Source organism: Picosynechococcus sp. PCC 8807 (assembly GCF_001693295.1).
Lineage (GTDB): Bacteria > Cyanobacteriota > Cyanobacteriia > Cyanobacteriales > MRBY01 > MRBY01.
Genome location: NZ_CP016483.1, coordinates 399,565 through 414,390 on the forward strand (window position 1 = coordinate 399,565; position 14,826 = coordinate 414,390).

At 49.0% G+C, this 14,826-nt stretch carries 8 protein-coding genes; 4 read left to right on the forward strand and 4 right to left on the reverse strand.

What is annotated here, in order from left to right; translation table 11 throughout:
* Positions 1 to 68 precede the first annotated feature (68 nt).
* On the forward strand, positions 69 to 3,575 hold the full coding sequence (locus tag AWQ24_RS01900) for a DNA methyltransferase (RefSeq protein WP_012305992.1): 3,507 nt from the start codon (positions 69 to 71) through the stop codon (positions 3,573 to 3,575).
* A 41-nt stretch (positions 3,576 to 3,616) separates the two neighbouring features.
* On the opposite strand, the gene AWQ24_RS01905 is transcribed toward AWQ24_RS01900, so the two are convergent.
* Positions 3,617 to 4,138, reverse strand: a complete 522-nt coding sequence (locus tag AWQ24_RS01905; RefSeq protein WP_012305993.1) for a TolB family protein — start codon at positions 4,136 to 4,138, stop codon at positions 3,617 to 3,619.
* Positions 4,139 to 4,216: 78 nt separating this feature from the next.
* Here AWQ24_RS01905 and AWQ24_RS01910 point away from each other — a divergent pair, with 78 nt between their 5' ends.
* A complete protein-coding gene (locus AWQ24_RS01910; protein WP_065715843.1) occupies positions 4,217 to 5,746 on the forward strand; it encodes a YifB family Mg chelatase-like AAA ATPase in 1,530 nt (509 codons plus the stop codon).
* 6 nt (positions 5,747 to 5,752) lie between these two features.
* Here AWQ24_RS01910 and AWQ24_RS01915 read toward each other — a convergent pair whose 3' ends face one another.
* Together AWQ24_RS01915 and AWQ24_RS01920 are read right to left on the reverse strand one after the other, a co-directional pair.
* Complete coding sequence (locus AWQ24_RS01915) at positions 5,753 to 7,477, reverse strand: FAD-dependent oxidoreductase (protein ID WP_065715844.1); 1,725 nt, start codon at positions 7,475 to 7,477, stop codon at positions 5,753 to 5,755.
* 39 nt (positions 7,478 to 7,516) lie between these two features.
* Positions 7,517 to 8,932, reverse strand: a complete 1,416-nt coding sequence (locus AWQ24_RS01920) for an LCP family protein (protein ID WP_065715845.1) — start codon at positions 8,930 to 8,932, stop codon at positions 7,517 to 7,519.
* 295 nt (positions 8,933 to 9,227) lie between these two features.
* Between AWQ24_RS01920 and moeB the strand changes: the two genes are divergently transcribed.
* Positions 9,228 to 10,403: a molybdopterin-synthase adenylyltransferase MoeB gene (gene moeB, locus AWQ24_RS01925; protein ID WP_065715846.1), complete on the forward strand. Its 1,176-nt coding sequence runs from the start codon at positions 9,228 to 9,230 to the stop codon at positions 10,401 to 10,403.
* A gap of 231 nt (positions 10,404 to 10,634) precedes the next feature.
* On the opposite strand, the gene AWQ24_RS01930 is transcribed toward moeB, so the two are convergent.
* Entirely contained in the window at positions 10,635 to 11,732 is a 1,098-nt protein-coding gene (locus tag AWQ24_RS01930; RefSeq protein WP_030006142.1) for an RpoD/SigA family RNA polymerase sigma factor, read from the reverse strand.
* 660 nt (positions 11,733 to 12,392) lie between these two features.
* Here AWQ24_RS01930 and priA point away from each other — a divergent pair.
* Positions 12,393 to 14,804: a primosomal protein N' gene (gene priA, locus AWQ24_RS01935; RefSeq protein ID WP_065715847.1), complete on the forward strand. Its 2,412-nt coding sequence runs from the start codon at positions 12,393 to 12,395 to the stop codon at positions 14,802 to 14,804.
* Positions 14,805 to 14,826 lie beyond the last annotated feature (22 nt).

Below are 14,826 nucleotides of genomic sequence, written 5' to 3' on the forward strand. Positions count from 1 at the left end.
AGCAAAAGGGTTTTCCTTCCTGTGTAAAGTAAAATCAGAGGGCGATCGCCTCAATATGTGTATAGGGTATGACGGATTTTATTCAGAAATGGCAGAACTCAGAAGGGAATGAGCGAGCCAATTACCAGAGCTTTTTGAATGATTTTTGTGAATTTCTAGGGGTAGAAAAGTCGCCACCGAAGGGAAGCGGGAATAATAGTTATTGTTTTGATCGGGATGTGAAAATCATTGCGCCGAGTGGGGCGGAAACGACAAATTTTATTGATTTTTACAAAGAGGATTGTTTTGTCCTAGAGACGAAGCAGGGTAGCAACACCAGCAACAAGGGTCACGGGAAACGGGGGACGGCTGCCTACCGGAAGGAGATGAAAAAGGCATTCGGGCAGGCGCTGAAGTATGCGCGGTTTGTAGAGCCGAAGCCGCCGTTTTTGATTACCTGTGATATCGGGGATCATTTTCGGGTTTGGCAGGATTTTAGTGAGTCGTGGCTGAGTGCGAATGGGAATTACGGAACCTATGACAGTGTGCCGAAAATTCCGTTTACGGATCTGGAAAAGCCAGAAATACAGGATTTTTTCTACAAGGTTTTTACGGATCCGCAATCGTTAAACCCGGAAAAGATCGCGGCGCAGGTGACGCGGGAAGTGGCGGCGGATTTGGCGGAGTTGGCGAAAACGTTGGAACAAACCACCAAGCCTCAAGAAGTGGCGCAATTCCTGATGCGGTGCATTTTTACGATGTTTGCGGAGGATGTGGGTTTACTGAAGGAGCATTTATTTACGGAGGCACTCAAGGAACGTTGGATTCCGCAACCGCAGGATTTTAAGCCCCAAGTGGAAGCGCTCTGGCAGGCGATGAATGACGGGACAAGTTTTGGGTTTCATGGGCAGTTGCTGCGGTTTAATGGGGGTCTGTTTGCGAAACCGCAGGCGATCGCCCTGACAGCGGATCAGCTAAAAATTCTCCTCACGGCGGCGGAACGGGATTGGAAAAATGTGGAGCCTGCGATTTTTGGGACATTACTCGAAAGGGCTTTGGAGAAGAAGGAGCGGAGTAAGTTGGGGGCGCATTATACGCCGAGGGCATATGTTGAAAGGTTGGTGCGTCCGGTGATTATTGAGCCTTTACAGGAAAAGTGGCAGTTGATTCAGGGGGAGGTTGAGACGCTTTTGGAAGAAGAAGAAGCGGCTAAGTCGGCATCAGCGAAGACGAAAAAACGGAATGCGGCGGCGGAAAAGCTGACGGAATTTCTGGGGGAGTTGCGGAAAATTCGGGTGCTGGATCCGGCTTGTGGGTCGGGGAATTTTCTCTATGTGACGATGGATTTGATGAAAACGCTAGAGCTGGAGGTGCTGAATCGTCTGGGGACGGTGATGGGGGCTTCTCAGTTACGGCTAGATTTTGATCAAATTAATCCTTCGCAGTTTTTGGGGATCGAGATTAACCCCAGGGCGGCGGAGATCGCGGATTTGGTGATCTGGATTGGTTATCTGCAATGGCATTTTCGGTTGTTTGGGAGTTTGCCGCCGGTGGAGCCTGTGTTACGGGAATATAAAAATATCGAGAATCGGGATGCGGTGCTGGATTATGACGGGACGAAACCGGCGATTGATCCGAAAACGGGTAAGGTGCGGACGCGCTGGGGTGGACGCACAATGAAGCATCCAGTAACGGGGGAAGATGTGCCGGATCCGAGTGATCAAGTTGAAATTTTGGAATATATCAACCCAAGGGAAGCGCAATGGCAACAGGCTGATTATATTGTTTCAAATCCGCCCTTTTTGGGTAATGCCAGAATGCGGGAATATTTGGGAGATGGCTACACAGAAACGCTGCGGAAAGTGTATAAAGATGTGCCTGATACTGTTGATTTTGTAATGTATTGGTGGCATAAAGCAGCAGAATTAATCAGAAAAGAAAAGACTTTAAGATTTGGTTTTATTACAACCAATAGTATTCGACAAGCCCGTTTACGTTCAGTTATCGATTTTCATTTCAATCAAAAAAAACGAATACGCTTATTTTTTGCAATACCTGATCACCCTTGGTCAGATGGCGAGGTAGCTGTAAGAATCTCAATGACGGGTGTTGAACTAAAGAAAAAGCGAAGACAGTATTCTCAATTAACTCATATTTTAGAAGAGTCCAAGCTGAATACTCCTGAAGAAACAGCATTCAGTTTGAAATTTTCATATGTCAAAGCTAATGAGATATTTAGCAATCTGCAATTTGGGTATGATGTCAATCAAGCGAATAGTCTATCAAGCAATCAAAACTTGGCTTCTCAAGGATTTGTAGTAGGTGGTTCAGGATTTGTTCTTAAAAATCAAGCTTTAGTGGAAAATTTAGAGCAAGAAATTATCCATCCGTTTAAAACAGGACGAGATCTAACACAGTCTCCAGAGTTTAGACAGACAATTGATGTTAATCATTTATCTAAAAAACAGCTTTTATCTTCATATCCAAAAACGTATCAATGGCTTTCTGAGACTGTAAAATTAGAAAGATCAACAAATAATGATCCGAAATTGAAACGTGAATGGTGGAGATATCGAAGGGCTAATACTAGTATTCGAGATGGAATTAAAGATTTAAATCGATATATTGCAACAGTTAGAACCGCTAAGCATAGAGTTTTCCAATTTTTAAACTCTGAAATAATGGCTGAAAGTGGTGTGGTGATGATTTTTCTCGATGATTCATACTTTCTTGGCATTTGTTCTTCGAGTTTGCATATTATTTGGGCCCTGGCACAAGGCGGGAGGTTAGAAGATCGTCCCGTATATAATCATGATGCTTGTTTTTATCGTTTTCCATTTCCAGATCCATCGGAAGAACTGAAACAAGAAATACGAGAATTAGGCGAGCGATTAGACAGCCACCGCAAACAAGTCCAAGCCGCCCATCCCGAAGTCACCATTACCGCCATGTATAATTGCCTCGAAAAAATGCGTAGTGGCGAACCCTTCACCGATGGCGACAGAGAATTTAACAATAAAGCCCTGATCACCACCCTCAAACAAATCCACGACGACCTCGATCAAGCCGTATTCTGCGCCTACGGATGGGAAGACCTGATCCCCCTCTGGCAAAAAGTCTCCCTTCCGAAGGGAGATTTAGAGGGATGTCAAACCGAACCCAACAACACCGAAACCAAAGAACAACTCGAACAAAGCATTTTGCAAAGATTAGTCGATCTGAATGCCGAACGCGCCGAAGAAGAACGAAACGGCTTTGTCCGTTGGCTCCGTCCCGAATACCAAGCCCCCGATCAAGTCGTCACCCAGAAAGTCATAGAAGGTATTGGCGTAGAAGAGGAAACAAAAGAAGCCGTTATTGCCCCTCCTGAACAACAAAAATTCCCGACAAAACTCAAAGGCCAACTCGCCGCGATCCGAGATTTATTGCGTACCCAAGGCGGCGAATGGACAATTACCCAAATTGCCGCCCAGTTCAAAGGCACAAGCGCAAAAAAATTAGAAACGATTCAAAACTGCCTAGAAATCCTCGAAGACCTCGGCGTCATTTTGAGTCACACCGAAACCGAAACCAAGTGCTACTACGCTACCCTCTAGTGATCAGTTGGTGCTGCATTAGCTAAGAAGGTCAGGAGATATTATTCGACATCTAGCTGACGGCCATTGCGATCATAAACGAGGATATCCCACTGGCCATTTTCAGCGGCTTCAAAGGCAATTTTAGACCCATCAGCACTAATGGTTGGATTACGCACTTCTTGGTTTAAGTTATCGGTTAAATTCCGCTTTTGTTCAAACTCGCGATCATAGAGATAAATATCAGATTCGCCGCGACGATTGACCGCAAAGACAATGTAGCGACCATCTTCAGAAACGGCAGGATGGGAGGCAATTTCATTTAGGGTATTGAGGCCCGGTAACAGAATCGTTTGCCTGGTGCTGGTATCAAATAGATAGATATCCTGGGAACCATTGCGGTCTGAGGCAAAAACGAGGTAGGGTTCGGCGATCGCCGGGTCAAATTCGAGGGCCCGACTATTTAAACTGCGGCCACCGGGATCAACGGGAAAATTGACAATGCGCGGATAACCAACGCAGCTCTGGAGCAGCAAACCGAGGCTACCGAGGAAAAAACTGCGTAGAAAAGAAACATAGCGCATAGGTCAAAGGGAAATCAAAGGGCGGGCGATCGCCAATTTTTCTATAATATTGTCCTAACAGCACACTAAAACAGAGCCATGCTAGCAAAAATTTGGAGTGCCACCATTGTCGGGGTCGATGCCCTCAGGGTCGGGGTGGAAGTGGATATTTCCGGCGGCTTACCGAAAATGATGGTGGTCGGACTGCCGGATACAGCAGTACAAGAATCCCGGGAACGGGTCAAGGCTGCCCTCAAAAATTCTGGCTTCGGCTTCCCTGTGCGCAAAATTTTAGTCAATCTCACCCCTGCCGATCTCCGCAAGGAAGGCCCTAGTTTTGATCTTCCCATTAGTGTGGGCATTTTGGCCGCGACGGAACAAATTGAAACAACGCTCCTAGAAGATTTTTTATTCCTGGGGGAAGTGTCCCTCGATGGCACCCTCCGGCCTGTGGCAGGAGTTTTACCGATCGCCGCCGCCGCCCAAAAGTTAGGGTTTAAGGGGATGGTCGTTCCCACTGCCAACGCCCAGGAAGCAGCAGTCGTAGCGGGTCTAACGGTTTATGGCTGTGGAAATTTAAAGGAAGTGGCGGATCTGTTGGGGGCACCCCATGGGCATCAAGCTGTAAAAATCGATATCCGAGAGGCGATCGCCAAAGCCGCCCACCTCGTCCCCGATCTCAAAGACGTCAAAGGCCAGACCCATGCCCGTCGCGCCCTCGAAATCGCCGCCGCCGGCGGCCATAATCTCGTTTTTGTGGGGCCACCCGGTAGCGGAAAAACGATGCTAGCCCGAAGATTACCGGGCATCTTGCCGAAACTGTCCTTCGATGAAGCCCTAGAAGTGTCGCAAATTCATTCCGTCGCTGGTTTACTCAAAGATCGTGGCACATTGGTAACAGCACGCCCCTTCCGTAGTCCCCACCACTCCGCCTCTGGCCCTTCCCTCGTCGGTGGTGGTAGTTTTCCGCGCCCTGGAGAAATTTCTTTGGCTCACCGGGGGGTATTGTTTCTCGACGAATTAACAGAGTTCAAGCGTACTGTTTTGGAGTTTCTGCGGCAACCCCTCGAAGATGGTTTTGTGACTATTTCCCGTACCCGCCAGTCAGTGGAATTTCCTGCCCAATTTACCCTCGTTGCCAGCACCAATCCTTGTCCCTGTGGTTATTTTGGCGACCCGATCCAAGCTTGCACTTGCAGTCCGCGCGCTCGTGAGCAATATTGGGCAAAACTCTCCGGGCCACTGATGGATCGCATTGATCTCCAGGTAGCGGTCAATCGCCTGAAGCCAGAAGAAATGATGCAACAGGGTGTGGGTGAAGACTCTCGCACGGTGGCAGAACGGGTCAACCAGGCGCGACAGATTGCCCAAGTGCGATTTCAGGATCACCCCCAAGTGCACTGCAATGCGGAGATGACCACCAAGGATTTGCGGCAACATTGTGGCCTTGACCAAGGTAGTCGTAATTTACTCGAAGGGGCAATCCGTAAGTTGGGATTATCGGCCCGGGCCATGGATCGGATTCTGAAGGTATCCCGGACAATTGCCGATTTAGCCGCAGCTCCAACCATCCAAACAGTCCACATTGCCGAAGCGATTCAATACCGCACCATTGACCGAATGCAGTAGCAGGTTTTAGGCAATGTCCTCAAGGACAAACCAAGGGGCAGCCTTGTTAATTCTGCCGATCGCCTGAATTTTTTGGGGAGTCTGCAAATTTCCCAGCCATTGGTGCATCTGGGGATCAAGGGTTACCACCTGAATTGGTTTCGACTGATCAGGTAAGGCGATCGCATATTGGCAATTACCTTGGGGAAAAATTTCACCGCTGTAGAGTTTTGCCTGGGGTGTGGGTGCTGAGACAAACGGTCTGCGATCGCATAAACCATCCTGGGGATATTGTTCGGGATGATCGAGGTAAAATCGTTGCCATTTCAGCCATTCGGGATGGTCAAAGGCCAAATTATACAAAGGGATCACTGCTGCGGGCGCAAAATTATCTGTCAATAACTTTTCCTGAAGTTGCCGGACATCAATCTCTTTTGGGGCGCACCGATTTTGAATTGCCAGGGCCGCTGCTTGGCCTGCTGCCTGACCAAGATTGAGTACCAGGGGTTGCAAGCGTGTTGCCCCGTTGGCGATGTGGGAAACGGCGATATTTTTTTCGCAGGCAAACAAATTTTCCACCGTGGCTGAACACAGAGCCGTGTAGGGGATCGTAAAGGGAGTACCTGTCCAGCGGCCGCCCCAGGGGATCGACTTTGGCATGAGGGGAAACTCAAAGCCCGGATAATGGTGGTCATTGGCGTAATTCCCAACGGCGATCGCCTGGACTTCTCCGGCTGAATTTAACGGCAAAGGTGCAACAGTACCTTGGGGTAAAATTTGCTGCTCCGTAAGAGTTTCTGTCCCGATCAAACGCCGACTTTCCCGGAAATAGGGCATCAGGGCAAAACTGCCGCCGTACAAGTCATGGGGAAAAACGCCCGTCGCTAGGCCATATTTTCCGCCAGATGCTTGGTAAATGTAATCCGCAAACGCCAAACTGTGGGCCTGGGCTTCCCGATAAAAATTAAGACGTTGCTGGGGATCTAAAAGGCGATCGCCCCCCAAACCAAAATCATTACCAGCGAGGGGCCAGTTCATCATGTAGTGGCCATTGGGTAAGCCCCCATAATTCAGAAAATGCTCCAGGCCATATTTTTCCCAAGCCCCTTGGAACGCCGAAAAATCGCCATGGCTAGGCGGTGGCTGCACCCCTTTTTCCTTTAGATAAAAAACCCAGGTGGGCGACTGCACCGGGTAGATTTGCGTCATTTCATTTGGGGCAGTGGGAGCGCTGGGTTCCTTAAATTTCTCTGACCAATCCCAACCCCAACGGTGGGGCACATCTCCTAAGGCAAGTAGATCCCCTAATTCTGTCCCGTCGAAGATAATGTCCGCCTCAATCCAATAATCTGGAAAACGTACCGCACAAAGGCGATCGCCTTGTCTTTTGACTTCCAGGGGGATCTGTCCCGCAATCCAGGTTAACTGCTGCTCCGCTTTAACCCAATCTGCAAAAATCTCAGCCCCAACCTGCGGATCAAAAGTGAACATACTCACCCAACTGTGATCCAAGCCTGCTTGCTGATGTCGCCGTTGTAGCTCCCGGAGAAAAGCGCCCCAAAGTCCTGTCTGCCAGGCCTTGAGTTCATTGCCATCCGGTGCCGCAACCCCTGCCGCCGTGAGCATCCCCCCCAACCAGGGAAACTCACTCACCAAAATTGTCTCAATTCCTTGTCGCGCACATTGAATTGCTGCGGCTGTCCCCCCGGTGCCGCCCCCAACCACCAAGACCTGCGTCCGTAAGTTTTCCATTAATTTGCTTAGTTGCTAATCGATTCAATTACTTTCAAATTAATTGGACACAAACGATTCCTGGGATTGTTCCAGCCAATCTTGGCCCACACGGATCGTAAAGTCCGATTCAATTTCGCCGATGGAAGAAGCTTCAACTCTGCCCGTACCTAGGTTTGCTAGCAATTGATTTGCCCCAGCCACATTTCCCTGTTGGGCGATCACTTGGGTTTGCTCAAGGCGGTCTGGATAATCACTCGACAAATAAATATTCGTAAAGCCCTGGGCCTGCAAAAATTCCGACACCTGCCGCGCCATACCCGGTGAACCAGAGGCATTTTGAATCGCAATGCGCACGTTGTTCGTTAAAGTGCCATCATTTTCGCCGGGGGCTGACCAGACGGGCGATTCCACCGCGAAAAATTCTGTCATCACCTGATTTTTACCCTGGTCAGAAATAATCCAGTAACTGCGGTTATATTCACCCACGTCACTAAAGCGCCCTGGGAGCATCACCATCTGAAAATTTTCTGGCTTAAGCTGTCGTGAAAAATTCATCAATGCCAGCATTTCTTCCCAGGTTAGATTCGTATCAATGTGTTCACGTACTAAACCAATCAGAGCCGGGAGACGGGGAATAATCGCCGGGGACTGGATTTTTTCCCGGAGCGCTTTGAGGAGTATCTGTTGGCGTTGTACCCGACCAATGTCACCATATTGATCCTGCCGGAAGCGGACAAACTGTTCTGCCTGTTCTCCATCTAGCACTTGCCAGCCTTTTTCGAGGTTGATCTCTAGGCCCTGGGTCTGGTCTGTGTATTGCATATCCGCCGGGACAAACACATTAACTCCCCCCACGGCATCAACCAACTCTTTGAAGGTGTCGGTGGTCAAACGCACATAGCGATCAACTGCCACACCATTTAAGGCGTCACTCACAACCTGGGCCGCCAACTGACCGCCACCGTAGGCATTAGCTTCATTAATTTTTGTAATGCCCACATTGGGAATTCTGACTTGGCTATCCCGGGGGATCGAAAGCATATTGACTTGTCCCTGTTCTGGCTCGAAGCGAACCAAGAGGATTGTGTCGCTGCGTCCATTAAATTCGGCTTCTGGATTCTCCGTCCCTTCGACGCGATCAACCCCCATCACAAGGACATTCACGGGGCGACCCAAACTGTAAGTCCCTAATTGCCGTAAACCGTCGGTGGCAAGGCTTCCCAGGGGAGCTGGCAGGAAAGGTAATACCAATTGGGCAATGGGGGTATAGACGGCGATCGCCGTGCCTAGGGAAGCGGATAGGAGAATTGTGCCCATAAACCCAACCCCCCATGACAGTCCCCGCACGAAAGGCGAAAAAACCTTAGACTTTGGCTTATGGTGGCGGGAGAGATTGTGGCGTGGCGATCGAAGAAGCTTCGTGGAGCCTTTGCGGGGGTGATCCCCATTCGTAACTTCCTGACCGTGAACCATAAGACCGTTTCTCCTAGGGATTAATACAAAATTATCCCGCTTAGTGAATCCTAAAAGCGACTATACCCTGTCAATATAATTTGCCGCAGTGTTGCACAATGCTTTCCTCAAAAAATACCAATAAATTCATCAATCGTCGCCTATTCCTGGGCAAAATATTTTCTGCCCAAGGCACAATCCCTTAAGCTAACCTAGAATCTAACCCCACAACGCAGTAGACTAAAAGACTGCAATCGTGTTCTTGGTCGTGACCCCAGACCGCAGACTCTAAAACATTTCCTCAGAACACCCAAAAATGTTAAATCCTAATTTAGACACTATAGAACTAACAAAGGATGACTACGAACGCTATTCACGGCACCTAATCTTGCCGGAAGTGGGCGTAGATGGACAAAAGAAGCTTAAAGCCGCCAGTGTCCTTTGTATCGGTAGTGGTGGTCTCGGCTCGCCATTACTGCTCTACCTTGCTGCTGCGGGAATCGGTCGGATTGGTCTGGTCGATTTCGACATTGTAGATTTTTCTAACCTGCAACGCCAAATCATCCACGGCACTTCTTGGGTTGGCAAGCCGAAGATCCAATCGGCTAAAAACCGGATTCTAGAAATCAACCCCTTTTGTCAAGTTGATCTCTACGAGACCCAGATTAATTCGAGTAACGCCCTCGACATTATTAAAGACTACGACATCGTTGTGGATGGGACTGATAATTTCCCCACCCGTTATCTCACGAACGATGCTTGTGTGCTTTTAAATAAGCCCAATGTCTACGGTTCGATTTTCCGGTTTGAAGGCCAAGCCACCGTCTTTAACTACGAAGGCGGCCCCAACTACCGCGATCTATATCCCGAACCCCCGCCACCAGGCATGGTGCCATCCTGTGCAGAGGGTGGTGTCCTCGGTGTATTACCAGGGATTATTGGCACGATCCAAGCCACAGAAACCATCAAGATTATTCTTGGGGCAAAAAATACCCTCAGTGGCAGACTTTTACTTTTCAATGCCCTCGATATGAAATTCCGGGAATTGAAATTACGTCCCAACCCAGAACGTCCTGTAATCGAAAAATTAATTGATTACGAACAGTTTTGTGGCATTCCCCAAGCAAAGGCAGCGGAGGCAGAACAGCAGGCAGCTATGGAAGAAATGACAGTTACAGAGCTCAAGGCATTGTTAGACAGCGGTGCTGATGATTATGTTTTGATTGATGTCCGCAATCCCCACGAATATGACATTGCCCAAATTCCGGGATCGACTCTGATCCCTCTCCCCGATATTGAGCAAGGCGATGGGGTTGATCAGGTCAAGGAATTACTGACGGAAGGGAAAAAGTTAATTGCCCACTGTAAGATGGGCGGCCGCTCAGCGAAAGCTCTCGGTATCCTCCAAGAGGCAGGCATTACAGGCATCAACGTCAAAGGCGGGATCAAAGCCTGGAGTGAAGAAGTTGATGCTAACGTTCCCTTGTACTAGACAGTCTTGGGAATGAGGCTACAGGTTGGAACCACATAAAATCGTTGAAATGATTAATTTATAAAAAGCGCGCCCGCACCAAGCGGGTTTTTTTGTGGGCACAAAAGCAATAAACCATAGAAAAAACCCCTCTTAAATATTACAGAGGGGCTACGGGGGCAAAAGCGAAAGGAGGAATAATCATTAGGTTGGCGATCGCCAAATCCATCCGGTAAAGATTAATTTAGGGGATCAATACAGCCAACTTTTGAGGCGGCGGGCCACCTGGGGACGCCGTAGCTTGCGCATCGCCTTACTTTGGATTTGTCGTACCCGCTCCCGGGACAGATTAAACATTCCACCCACTTCTTCGAGGGTATGGGGCTGCTCAGAGGAGAGGCCATAGCGGAGGGCAATGACTTCTTTTTCACGGTCAGTGAGCACGTCACCGAGGACATCCCAAAGTTCTTGGCGCATCATCGCTTCACTCATCCGTTCTTCGGGAAGTTGAAGGCCATCATCCTCAAGGAGATCAACCAGTTCCGTGTCTTCGCCTTTACCCACCCGGTGGTTCAGGGAGAGAGATTGACGCCGGAGTTGAAGGAGTTGGTGGAGTTGATCAGCGGTAATATCGAGTTCTTGGGCCAATTCCGCTTCGGTTGGATTCCGTTGCAGGCTTTGTTTGAGCGTCCGTTGGGCTTTTTTGAGCTTATTGAGCTTCTCGACGATGTGGATCGGTAAGCGAATTGTCCGGGCATCATTGGCAATGGTACGGGTAATCGCCTGGCGAATCCACCAATAGGCATAGGTCGAAAACTTGTAGCCTTTGTTGGGGTCAAATTTTTCGGCAGCACGGTTAAGGCCGATCGCCCCCTCTTGAATCAGATCCAGGAACGGTACACCCCGGTTGAGATAGCGCTTCGCAATGGAGACCACAAGACGCAGATTGGAGCGAATCATCTTCCGCTTCGCCACCCGGCCTTTGTACAGGGCAGAGTTGAGCTGTTTAACCGTTTCGAGGCCAAGGACACTCGCCCATTCTTCGTTGGTAGGCGATCGCCCCAATTGTTCCTGAAGTTCAAGGCGACGCTCTTCAGCATCATTGAGAAACTTAACACTGTGGGCCAGTTGAATTTCTTCGTCTGGCTTGAGGAGGGGGTAGCGGGCCATCTCTTTAAAAAAAGCACCGACAGTATCCTCATTGCGACTACGGACTCCCCGCAAATTTGTGAGTTCTGTCTCTGAAAATTCCGCTTCAACCATTGAATTGCTCGATTCTAATTCAGTGGCTTGATGGCTATCTTGAGCATACACAGGGTCAAGACTGTTGGTTGTGGTTGTGTCGAACATAATCCTACGAAATAAAGAGTCAGGGGATGTGTGGTGGGAAGCGAGGATTAGCTAAAGAAAAACAAAAATAAGCAGAATTCAATACCAAATAATCGTTTATCAGGATGCAGCTAAAACAATTTCAAGGAGCAGACAGTTCATTCCTTAGAACTGTTATACCTGTTTGAGCTCTGGGAATGTAAATAAGCTTTTAATAAAAATCAACAATTGCAGCAATTAGTAAAGGTTTCTGGGAAAAATCCGAGACTTTTCTCAGAATTAATGTAGCAGATGGTTGAGTAGAATATGGTTTTGTTAAATACAAAATTAAGGTTTTGTTGAGTGGATCTTTTGTCCAGAGAAGTTGTGTAAATTTTTCTTAAATTGCTTGCCAAGCCCAAAAAGATCGGTTGCCCATCAAAATAGCTTGACATAGCAGACTGTCGACCTCTGTCTTATCAGCGACACTTCTTTTAAGGATTATTTAATGTGATGTAATCCAGGAAATTTCAAGAAAATTTAGTTTTGATTAGTAAAGATAAACTCTCACAATTTACTTCTTACTTCACTCTACCTAGGGTTGTATATAGAGAAAAATAATTATGCTTATTTGAATTGATAAAAAATCATGGGGTATAGTGCTTTTGCAGTGAGTTTTGGGAATCTTAGGAGATTGGGGATTTGGATTGGCTTGAGGTCTTAGTTGATTGTGGTTATACTCAAGGGCTTTTTACCTATGGAGTGCCACCAGAATTGACGGTGGTGCCAGGGGATATCGTATTGGTTGGGTTTGGGGCGCAACAGGTGGGAGCGATCGCCATTCGCTTCATTGCAAAGTTCCCCCAGGGACTGGATCCTGAGCAAATTCGTCCAGTGCAGGGGATCATCGCGCGGGGCTTTTTTTCGCCCCACTATTGGCAGCTTTTGTTGCAGGTTGCCCAGGCCTATCAAACGGATATGATGACGGTGGTACGAATGGCTTTGCCGCCGGGTTTATTGCGGCGATCGCAACCCCGTGTTCGGCTTTTGAAAACCGATCTCGCCTCCATCGACATTGACTCTTTACCACCGACGGCCCAACAACTTTTCCAGTTACTCCAGCGGGGATCAACCCAGGACTACAGTGTGAAGTACCTCCAACGACAGATTAAGTCGGTCTATCGGGGGATACAGGAATTGGAAAAGGCGGGCCTCGCAGAACGATATTTAGCGACGCCTCAGGTCATCCACGGGCAGCGGCAAAAGTGGGTGAGCTACGTGGGCGAACGGGAAGGGCTCACCAAACGGCAACGGGAAATTTTGCTGGTGTTGCGCCATGAAGGGGGCGAAATGTGGCTCTCGGAATTGGTGGGGGTGGCGAAAACAACGGCGGCAACGGTGACGAAAATGGCAAAAGTCGGTTGTGTGGCGATCGCCGAACGGGAAAAATTACGCCTACACCGCGCCCCAGATCAAAATTCAGATCAAGCAAAAACCCTAACTGCCGCCCAACAACAGGCTTTAAACACCATTCAAGCCATCCAAGGATACGGGGAAGTTTTGTTACATGGGGTGACGGGTTCAGGGAAAACGGAGGTTTATCTCCAGGCGATCGCCCCCCTATTATCCCAGCAAAAATCTGCCCTTATTCTCGTGCCAGAAATTGGTCTCACACCGCAACTAATGGATCGGTTTCGGTCACGGTTTGGCGATCGCGTTTTGACTTACCACAGCGGTTTATCAGAAGGGGAACGCTACGATACTTGGCGGCAAATGTTACGCCCCGACAGTCAAATTATCATCGGCACCCGTTCCGCTGTTTTTGCCCCCCTGCCCAATTTGGGGATGATCATCCTCGACGAAGAACACGACAGCAGCTACAAACAGGATCAACCCGCTCCCACCTACCACGCCCGCACCGTTGCCCGGTGGCGATCACAACAGGAAAATTGTCCACTCATTCTCGGGTCTGCGACCCCGGCCCTAGACACCTGGGTAAAATTTCAAACCGCCCGAAATTCCAGCTACCATTACGTTTCCCTCCCCGAACGGGTGCAATCCCGTCCCCTGCCCCCCGTGGAAATTGTTGATATGCGCCACGAACTGCGGGTCGGCAATTATTCTCTGTTTAGTCAGTCCCTCCGGCAAGCCCTCGAACGCATCGCCCAGACCCACGAACAGGGCATTTTATTCGTTGCCCGTCGCGGTCACAGCACCTTTGTTTCCTGTCGCAGTTGCGGCTACGTGATGGAATGTCCCCATTGTGATGTGTCTCTCTCCTACCACTATGTCCAGGAGGGAAGTCTGCCTCTATTGCGCTGTCATTATTGCGATCATAGCCAGCTCCAACCCAAACATTGCCCTAGCTGTAATTCCCCCTATTTCAAGTTTTTCGGGAACGGCACCCAAAAGGTCTTCCAGGCGATCGCCAAGGAATTTCCTCAGTTACGTTGTCTGCGATTTGATAGTGACACGACCCGTCGCAAAGGGGCGCACCGCGACTTATTAGGGCAATTTGCGCGGGGTGAGGCGGATATTTTACTGGGAACCCAGATGCTCACGAAGGGTTTAGATGTGTCTCAAGTGACTTTAGTAGGGGTGATTGCGGCGGATGGACTATTGCATCAAAGTGATTATCGGGCTGCGGAACGCACCTTTCAAACCCTAACCCAGGTGGCAGGTCGGGCGGGTCGAGGCGATGAACCGGGACAGGTGATCATTCAGACCTATTCCCCAGAGCATCCGGTGATTCAAGCGGTGAAAACCCATGATTACCTGACCTTTGCCGAGCGGGAAATAAGTCAACGGCAGGAATTGGACTATCCGCCCTTTGGCAAATTAATTTTGCTGCGCTTTAGTGGAGAAAATCATGATCAGGTACGCTACACCGCCGAGACGATCGCCGAAAAATGTTTTCCGTTGCTCGAACCCGAAGACGAACTCCTTGGGCCTGTACCAGCGAATATTCTCCGAGTGGCGCGGCGGTACCGTTGGCAGGTGGTGCTGAAATTTCCCCAGCGCAAAACGGAGATCCCCGATTTGACTTTTTTGCGGGAATTCTGCCCGCGCCCAGTGAGTCTTTCAATTAACGTTGACCCGTTGTATATCGATTAGCCATTCAGCGAAAAATTTTTTA

What these genes read in the sequence shown, in the direction of transcription:
- AWQ24_RS01900 (WP_012305992.1), top strand. Translation starts at nt 69, where the DNA reads ATGACGGATTTTATTCAGAAATGGCAGAACTCAGAAGGGAATGAGCGA.
- AWQ24_RS01905 (WP_012305993.1), bottom strand. Translation starts at nt 4,138, where the DNA reads ATGCGCTATGTTTCTTTTCTACGCAGTTTTTTCCTCGGTAGCCTCGGT.
- AWQ24_RS01910 (WP_065715843.1), top strand. Translation starts at nt 4,217, where the DNA reads ATGCTAGCAAAAATTTGGAGTGCCACCATTGTCGGGGTCGATGCCCTC.
- AWQ24_RS01915 (WP_065715844.1), bottom strand. Translation starts at nt 7,477, where the DNA reads ATGGAAAACTTACGGACGCAGGTCTTGGTGGTTGGGGGCGGCACCGGG.
- AWQ24_RS01920 (WP_065715845.1), bottom strand. Translation starts at nt 8,932, where the DNA reads ATGGTTCACGGTCAGGAAGTTACGAATGGGGATCACCCCCGCAAAGGC.
- moeB (WP_065715846.1), top strand. Translation starts at nt 9,228, where the DNA reads ATGTTAAATCCTAATTTAGACACTATAGAACTAACAAAGGATGACTAC.
- AWQ24_RS01930 (WP_030006142.1), bottom strand. Translation starts at nt 11,732, where the DNA reads ATGTTCGACACAACCACAACCAACAGTCTTGACCCTGTGTATGCTCAA.